Here is an 8,305-nt window from a genome sequence, read left to right as displayed (position 1 = left end):
AATTTCTAGCTGATATATCCCTGACATTGTTCATCCTTCATCTGGTTTATTCTTATTCTCTCATCTGTAGTCCAATTTTAGAGAATTGGTATAAATTTCTCTTGGGAAGAATTAGTATTGTATACAATAATTCGTTTATCTTTATTTTTCATTATTATGTTTACCTTGTTTAGCGGTTTGGAATTAATGCTAAATTATTCCAAAGGAAAACTAAACTTAATAAATATAGATATGAATAAAGTAAATTTATGTGAAGCCAACTTAAAAGGAGTTGATTTTAGGTATGCAAATTTAAGATATGCTGATTTAAGAAATGCAAATTTAAGTTATTTGGAAGCAATTGGTGCAGATTTTGACTATGCTAATTTTACTGGAGCATGTATAGAAAGTTGGAATATTGATTCCTCTACTAATCTAAATAATGTAAAATGTGATTATATTTATTACCAGTTTAATTATAAACTGAATAAGTTTGACCAGCGTCGTCCCATAGACACAAATAGTATTTTTGCACCTAATGAGTTTACAGAACGCATCAAAGTTATTGAAAAAGCATTAGAAACCATTGATTTAACTTTTACAAATGGTATTGATTGGAAAGCATTTTTCAAATCATTTAACGAATTACGTCAGCAATATCCTGAACACAACATTGGTATTCAAGGAATTGAACGTAAAAGTAACACATTAATTATCCGATTAGATGTGAATATTGAATCACTCATTAACACTGGTGCAATTAAAGGTGCTATTGAAACTGGTTTCAAAGAGTTTTATGAAACTAATGTTAAGTTTTTGGAAGAGAAATATCGGAGAGACCTTCAAGCTAAAGATGATGATATTAATTTTTACCGTCAGCAAAGTATGGAAATATTAGAAATTATTAAGCAGCAAGCAACAAGACCTATCAATGTGGAGAAAATTATGTCAGACACATATAACAATAATTTCCATAAACCAAATATTAGTAATTTTGCTAACAAAATGGAAGATAATGCACGGCAACAAGTAAACCAAAACATCTACACATCTGAGCACAAACAAACTCTTGCTGATGTATCTACTGAAATACAACAGCTTATAAAACAATTCGAGCAAAATAATCCTACTGCTAATGAAAGTGAGAAGATTGCTTATGTAAATGATGAGACTACTCCTAGCTTAAAGCGTCGCGCTATTGGTGCATTACAGGGACTTAGTGAAACTGTAATTGAAGAGTTTTTTGATAATTCCTATATCAACATTGCTAAAGCAATTATCAAAGGCTGGATTAAACCGGACTAAATACTGATCCGCAGGTTGGGTGAAAATTAGCAAAACTAACTAATATAACTAAATTGTTTGGTTCTGCGGCCGCTTCACCTAACCTACCATTAGAAGCAGTCAAACAAGGAATATCTACTATACTAAAACGCTTGAGTTAGCTGCTTAGGCATAAACAAGCAATATATGTTAGAATTATATCAAATTATAGCAATTATTCAAGAGCAATTTAGAATAATTTTGCGCTTTGTTGAGTAAAAAAGCTAAAATCTACGATTTTTGGAGATTTTTAGGTTATGACAACCTCACAGGAGAGGATTATCCCGACAGACTTGCGAAACGAAATGTCGCAGTCTTATCTGGAATACGCCATGAGCGTGATAGTGGGTCGGGCGCTGCCAGATGCCAGGGATGGTCTAAAACCTGTGCATCGTCGCATTCTTTACGCAATGCACGAGCTAGGTCTGCTCCACGATCGCCCTTTTAAGAAATGCGCCCGTGTGGTGGGTGAAGTATTGGGTAAATATCACCCCCACGGTGACACGGCAGTATATGACGCCTTGGTGCGGATGGCGCAAGATTTTTCCATGCGATCGCCATTAGTTGACGGACATGGTAACTTTGGTTCGGTAGACAACGATCCGCCAGCCGCCATGCGGTACACAGAATGCCGCTTGCAAGCTTTAACTAGTGCTGGTTTACTCCACGACATCGAGTATGAAACCGTAGATTTCGCCGATAACTTCGACGGATCCCAGCAAGAACCCACAGTCTTACCAGCACGGATTCCGCAGTTATTGCTCAACGGTTCCTCTGGAATTGCTGTAGGCATGGCTACCAACATTCCGCCCCACAACTTGGGGGAATTAATTGATGCTTTGGTGGCAATAATCCACAATCCAGAAATCACCGACATCGAATTAATGCAGTATGTCCACGGCCCAGATTTTCCGACTGGGGCGCAGATTTTAGGAACATCTGCCATTCGAGAAGCTTATACTACAGGGCGTGGTTCTATTACCATGCGTGGTGTCGCTAACATTGAAACCGTTGAACAACGGGGACGCCCAGATAGAGAAGCAATTATCATTACTGAATTGCCCTATCAAACCAACAAAGCGGCGCTGATTGAAAAAATCGCCGAAATGGTGAACGAAAAGCGTCTAGAGGGGATTGCAGATATCCGAGATGAAAGCGATCGCGACGGGATGCGAATTGTGATCGAACTCAAGCGTGATGCTTATCCCCGCGTTGTGCTGAACAACCTCTACAAGCAAACGCCACTGCAAGCCAACTTCGGCGCGAATATGCTGGCGTTGGTGAATAGCGAACCTCAAGTACTCACCCTCAAGCAGTTCTTAACCGTCTTCTTGGATTTCCGCATCGAATCCATTACCAGACGTACCCGCTACGAACTGCGGAAAGCCGAAGAACGCGACCATCTCCTCCAAGGATTATTAATTGCTCTGTCTCATTTAGATCCGATTATTGTCTTAATTCGTCATGCTCCAGATGCACCCACAGCTAAAGGCGAATTAATCACAACTTACGGACTTTCAGAAGTGCAAGCAGATGCGATTTTGCAAATGCAATTGCGGCGCTTGACTGCTTTAGAAGCAGACAAAATTCGTCTGGAACACGAAGAATTACAAGCGAAGATTGCCGACTTGCAGGATATTTTGGCGCGGCGGGAGAGAGTGCTGGAAATCATTGAAACCGAAGCTACGCAGCTGAAAACTAGCTTTGCTACACCCCGCCGCACAGTGATTTTACCAGGGGAAGGGGAATTAGACGATCGCGACCTAATTGCCAATGAAAAAGCGATAATTCTGGTGACAGAACAAGGTTACATCAAACGGATGCCCGTCAATACTTTTGAAGCCCAAAGCCGTGCTACCAGAGGTAAAGCTGCAGCCAAGGTGAAAGATGATGATACCGTTGAGCATTTTTTGACTTGCTGCGATCACGACAGTATTTTATTCTTTAGCGAACGTGGCGTTGTCTACTGTTTGAAAGCGTATCAAATTCCCGTGAGCTCGCGTACCAGTCGCGGGACACCAATTGTTCAGATGCTACCGATACCCAAAGAGGAAAAAATCACCTCGATTGTCCCGGTTGACGAGTTTAGCAATGAAGAATATTTGGTCATGCTCACCAAAGGTGGCAATATCAAGAAAACCGAATTGGCAGCCTTTAGTCATATTCGCGCCAATGGCTTGATTGCCATTTCCTTAGAAGAAGGCGATCAACTCCGCTGGGTGCGACGCGCTAGAGTCGAGGACAGTGTAATCATTGGTTCTCGTCACGGGATGGCGATTCACTTCCGGTGCAACCACGAACAACTGCGTCCTTTAAGTAGGGCGACTCGTGGGGTAAAAGCGATGAAACTCAAAAATAAAGATGAATTGGTGGGTATGGATATTCTCCCCGCAGCAATTCTGGAAACTTTGGATACAGTTATAGAAGCCGAAAATGAAGATATCGAAACAATCGAAACAGAAGATATCGAAATTACCGAAATCAATGAAGAGTCAGTAGAAGTGTCTAGCAGTGGCATAGTTGGCCCTTGGGTGTTGGTAATTACAATGGGTGGCTATGGTAAGCGCGTACCAGTTGCCCAATTCCGACTGCAAAATCGTGCTGGTCAGGGTTTAATGGCAACCAAGTTCAAAAACCGTAAAAACAAAGACAAGTTGGCAACCTTACGCATTGTCAACAACGATACTGATGAAATGATGATGGTGACAAATCGCGGTATTATCATCCGTCAAGCGGTGAATGCGATTTCTATCCAATCGCGATCGGCAACTGGAGTTAGAGTGCAGCGTTTAGACGAAGACGACGCCATTACTGGTGTGGCAATAGTTCCACCTGATGCTGGTGATGCAGAAGAAGCAGAGTAAGAAGCAGGGGGAGCAGGGAAAGCAGGGGAGGCAGGGGGAGAGGTTAACTTCCTTACTCCCTTACTTGATAGCCTTAGCTAGCGGCATTCTTATGGGGCTAACTGTGGCCCCAGTAGGTGCATGGTTGTTGGCTTGGATTGCCCTAGTCCCCTTGTGGGTGCTAGTTGTCACTTCGGTCAAACACAAAAACCAATTCCCTCCTGCTTTCTTCTGGGGTATTGGTTTTCACGGTGTCGCCCTATGGTGGATTACCGGAATTCATCCGATGACATGGTTGGGCGTTCCTTGGTTGCCAAGTTTGGCAATCACCCTTTTTTGCTGGGGATTTATCACTGTATTGGGAGGGGTATTTGTTGCTATTTGGGCGGCTGTAATGGTTCGCCTGAGTGAGCAAAAACCATGGCTACGTGTACTGATTGGTACAGCTGTCTGGTGCGGCTTAGAGAGTCTCTGGAGTGCCGGACCTTTGTGGTGGAGTTCTCTTGCTTACACACAAAGTCCGCACAATCTCGTAATTGTACATCTTGGACAACTCTCTGGGCCTAATACTGTAACAGCAGCGATCGCTGCTGTTAATGGGTTAATTGCTGAAGCATATATAAACCGCCAAGATACTAAGATATCCTCTGTGCCTCTGCGGTTCGTTAATAAATACTTAGCGACTGCTACAGGATTATTAATTACCTTACACCTCATCGGTTTTATCTTATACAGCCGTCCCATCGTCCAACCCCCAGAAGCAGCCTTAAAAGTGGGGATTGTTCAGGGTAATATCCCGAACCGACTTTTACAAAGTTCCGAAGGGTTTCGTCGCGCCCAAGAAAACTATACCAATGGATATTTAACTTTAGCAGACCAAGGTGTAGATGCAGTCCTCACCCCAGAAGGAGCCTTACCTATTTTCCAGCGTAATTTGCTGGGAACTGCCTTAGTTGCAGCCGTGAAAGAAAAAGGCGTAGTTGCTTGGATTGGGGCTTTTGGCGAACGAGGAGACAGTTATACAATTAGTTTGTTTACTTTCAATACTAAAGGTGAGATTGTCAGCCGCTACGACAAAGCGAAATTAGTACCTTTGGGAGAATATATTCCCTTTGAAGGAATTTTAGGCAAACTAGTTCAACGCTTATCGCCTTTGGATGCACACCAAGTTGCTGGTTCAGCAAATCAGATATTTGACACTCCTTTTGGTCGGGCGATCGCTAGTATATGTTATGAATCCGCTTTTCCTGAACAATTTCGCCGTCAAGCGGCGGCAGGTGGGCAGTTTATCCTCAGTTCTTCTAACGATGCTCATTACACTGCATCTATGCCATTCCAGCATCATGCACAGGATATCATGCGGGCAATTGAAACTGATCGCTGGTCAGTACGGGCAACTAATACTGGATATTCAGCCTTTGTAGATCCTCATGGCAAAACCTTATGGATGTCTGGATATAATACCTACGAAACTTATGCTGAAACAATTTATCGACGACAGACACAAACTTTATATGTGCGTTGGGGTGATTGGTTAACACCGTTATTATTGATCTCCTCTGGAGGAGCTTGGCTGGTAATTCATGGTATAAAGAAATTCAGTAATTTGGGCAATTCCTAGCAAATTGAGTCTTTGGAGTTATTAGCGATCGCTTCACTATTTAATCTGAAGTTCTCCCGTGCAAATGTACTATAAATGTTTGAATTCCTTGCTGCATTATAAATCTAGATTTTGACCCCTCAAATGCTGTACCCATGTAGGGTATAGATTAAATAGTACAACTGCGGTAAGCTGAAAAACGGGGTGACAACGCCTCAAACTCGCTCCGCAAGCCCCTAGGACTTACGCATCATACATATGTACTATACGTTCTTTGGGCTTTTGAGCCATGTCTAATAGCCAAAACAGTAAATATGCGACTAAATCAGGGTTGCAGTCAGCACGTTAAATGTACATTTTGCGTAATACATATTATGGTCAATTTGTACAGTGCGTAAGTTCTAGCCCCTTTGAAAATTTGTAAGGGCGTAAAGCGGAACCAAAAAATTTTGAAAGCCGCTCTACACAAGCATCAGCGCTTTTTGCTTGGGGGAACTTCAGATTAAATAGGTTTGTGATGATTTAACGACCAAGATAAGCGGCGGCAAGTAACTTTTGCATCCTCACCAAGATATCTCAACTGTCCGATTCATCGACTTGTTCTGCTGCTGGCATCCCGATAAATTTCAATTTCTCTCCACGCGGTCCTTTCACCTGAATCTCTGGTTGCCATTCATCCGGGTTGGTGTACAGCAACTCTAAATTAGCCGCAACCTTCGATGAGTCCCAATTCCACCAAGCTAGTTTCAGTAATCGTTCTATCGTTTCAGGCTTAAACCGATACCGAACGACCTTAGCTGGATTACCAACCACAACAGCATAGGCAGGAACATCTTTAGCCACAACAGCCCGTGCGCCTACGACTGCTCCGTTGCCTATTATTCACTCCTGACATAATCGTTGCTCCATATCCAACCCAAACATCATGACCAATTATTGTTGCTCCCTTACTTGCCGCATCAGTGTAACGTTCTTCTGGCTCAGTTTCTGCGGATAACCACTTGAAAGGAAATGTCGTTGCTCTTGTCATAATGTGATTGCCTCCACCAAAAATGACGATATCCTTAGCGAGAGAACAAAATTTTCCAATCTCAATTTGATCGTTAGGGGTGAACAATGCCAAACTAATATGCCGATCAAAGTAAGTGTAATCTCCAACGGTAATTCGCGGGTCTTGAATGTGAGCATTGAGCCAAATGGGAGGAGAAGTGTATTCGAGCATAGTCACGGAGGACAACTGCACTTCGACGGTTTAATCACAAGTTAACTTTCTATTATCGGGCGGCTTTTGGGGGAAAACTTTTCGATTTGCTAAAATTATGGAGTTCAGAGGCGGTGAGGTCGCGCCATTGACCCAATTGTAAGTCATCTAATTGTAAGTGAGCTATGCTAACCCTAACCAGTCGCAAAGTCGGAAACCCGACAGCCGCAGTCATGCGCCGTACTTGACGGTTTTTTCCCTCTGTTAAAGTCATTTCCAGCCAAGCTGTCGGGACATTTTTGCGAAATCTAATCGGTGGGGTGCGTTCGGGTAACTGTGGTTCTTCTGGTAAGAGCTTCACTTCTGATGGTTGAGTACGGTAATCTTGAATTTTTACACCTGTTTGCAACCTTTTGATAGCTTCTACATCTGGAATTCGCTCTACCTGTACCCAGTAAGTACGTTTATGACCAAAACGCGGATGGGCGAGGCGATGTTGCAATTGTCCATCATTCGTTAACAGCAGCAATCCTTCACTATCCCAGTCTAAGCGTCCCACAGGATATACATCAGACACATCAATATACTCTTTTAAAGTGCTATGTGTCGGGGCATCTTTTGTAAACTGACTGAGGACACCATAGGGTTTGTAAAAAATAATATATCGGTAATGATTTGTCATTGGTCATTGATCGAATGGCACTAAGAAAAGCGGAAACGCTTATCAATTAAGCAGTTTGTAATTGTTTACGTAATTCATGTCGTTCCTATTTTTGAAACATCTCTCCTTGATGCCCCATAAATTTCGCTGCGTCTGTAAATCACAGTTAGCGATCGCCTGACTTTCACTCATCTGATTACTGCTCAATGGCATTAAATGTAATCCTTATTTCTCATAGCTTATAGCTTTTCTTAGTGCCATTCGGTGCTATATCTCTGACCAATAGTAATCGGTTTATTTCTAAGTACTGTGGCGTTGCTGTATTCAATTGTCCTCTCCTGTAAAGTGACCGCATCCGGGCGCGACCAGGCAGTGTGGTCGCCTGCTAACAACGCACGGCTCTGCATTGGCATCTAGTTAACGATCGCCTGCTTTTAGAGCTAATTTGTAAACTCAAGTAAAGTACTTGTCTAATAAGGGTTTCAGGTATTTAAGTCAATACAGCACTTATTCGCTGAAACTCAGACATAGCAATGAATTGAGTACCCTTAAGATTTTCTTTACGAATCAGCTCTTAGTCTAAACTCCAGTTAACCTGAATCCTTACTTATACCAATTCTCTAAAATTGGACTACAGATGAGAGAATAAGAATAAACCAGATGAAGGATGAACAATGTCAGGGATATATCAGCTAGAA

Annotated in this window: 7 protein-coding genes; 3 read left to right on the top strand and 4 right to left on the bottom strand. The window is 42.4% G+C overall.

What is annotated here, in order from left to right; all coding sequences use genetic code 11:
- Positions 1 to 156 precede the first annotated feature (156 nt).
- The 3 genes from V7K89_RS33585 to lnt all read left to right on the top strand — a co-directional run bounded on the left by V7K89_RS33585 (position 157) and on the right by lnt (position 5,766).
- On the top strand, positions 157 to 1,284 hold the full coding sequence (locus V7K89_RS33585) for a pentapeptide repeat-containing protein (protein WP_335195137.1): 1,128 nt from the start codon (positions 157 to 159) through the stop codon (positions 1,282 to 1,284).
- 275 nt (positions 1,285 to 1,559) lie between these two features.
- Entirely contained in the window at positions 1,560 to 4,166 is a 2,607-nt protein-coding gene (gene gyrA, locus V7K89_RS33580; RefSeq protein ID WP_335195135.1) for a DNA topoisomerase (ATP-hydrolyzing) subunit A, read from the top strand.
- Positions 4,147 to 5,766, top strand: a complete 1,620-nt coding sequence (gene lnt / locus V7K89_RS33575) for an apolipoprotein N-acyltransferase (protein WP_335195133.1) — start codon at positions 4,147 to 4,149, stop codon at positions 5,764 to 5,766. Before gyrA ends, lnt begins: the two co-directional genes overlap by 20 nt.
- Positions 5,767 to 6,321: 555 nt before the next feature.
- On the opposite strand, the gene V7K89_RS33570 is transcribed toward lnt, so the two are convergent.
- From V7K89_RS33570 to V7K89_RS33555, 4 genes are all read right to left on the bottom strand, one after another.
- The gene (locus tag V7K89_RS33570; protein ID WP_335195131.1) at positions 6,322 to 6,588 is read right to left on the bottom strand and encodes a hypothetical protein; all 267 of its coding nucleotides are present in this window, start codon (positions 6,586 to 6,588) and stop codon (positions 6,322 to 6,324) included.
- Positions 6,581 to 6,967 carry a hypothetical protein gene (locus V7K89_RS33565; protein WP_335195129.1) on the bottom strand — a complete coding sequence of 129 codons (387 nt, stop codon included), beginning with the start codon at positions 6,965 to 6,967 and terminating at the stop codon, positions 6,581 to 6,583. The genes V7K89_RS33570 and V7K89_RS33565 overlap by 8 nt, the downstream gene beginning before the upstream one ends.
- 52 nt (positions 6,968 to 7,019) lie before the next feature.
- Positions 7,020 to 7,628, bottom strand: a complete 609-nt coding sequence (locus tag V7K89_RS33560; protein WP_335195127.1) for an rRNA large subunit pseudouridine synthase E — start codon at positions 7,626 to 7,628, stop codon at positions 7,020 to 7,022.
- Positions 7,629 to 7,858: 230 nt separating this feature from the next.
- Positions 7,859 to 8,014, bottom strand: coding sequence for a hypothetical protein (locus V7K89_RS33555; protein WP_335195125.1), 156 nt, complete (start codon positions 8,012 to 8,014; stop codon positions 7,859 to 7,861).
- Positions 8,015 to 8,305 lie beyond the last annotated feature (291 nt).

Source organism: Nostoc sp., from assembly GCF_036917515.1.
GTDB lineage: Bacteria > Cyanobacteriota > Cyanobacteriia > Cyanobacteriales > Nostocaceae > Nostoc.
The sequence above is the reverse complement of the archived record's forward strand: the minus strand, read 5'-3'. Positions and strand labels throughout refer to the sequence as shown.

Bases quoted from the DNA above. Each gene is read 5' to 3' on its own strand.
- V7K89_RS33585 (WP_335195137.1), top strand. From the start codon at position 157: ATGTTTACCTTGTTTAGCGGTTTGGAATTAATGCTAAATTATTCCAAA.
- gyrA (WP_335195135.1), top strand. From the start codon at position 1,560: ATGACAACCTCACAGGAGAGGATTATCCCGACAGACTTGCGAAACGAA.
- lnt (WP_335195133.1), top strand. From the start codon at position 4,147: ATGCAGAAGAAGCAGAGTAAGAAGCAGGGGGAGCAGGGAAAGCAGGGG.
- V7K89_RS33565 (WP_335195129.1), bottom strand. From the start codon at position 6,967: ATGCTCGAATACACTTCTCCTCCCATTTGGCTCAATGCTCACATTCAA.
- V7K89_RS33560 (WP_335195127.1), bottom strand. From the start codon at position 7,628: ATGACAAATCATTACCGATATATTATTTTTTACAAACCCTATGGTGTC.
- V7K89_RS33555 (WP_335195125.1), bottom strand. From the start codon at position 8,014: ATGCAGAGCCGTGCGTTGTTAGCAGGCGACCACACTGCCTGGTCGCGC.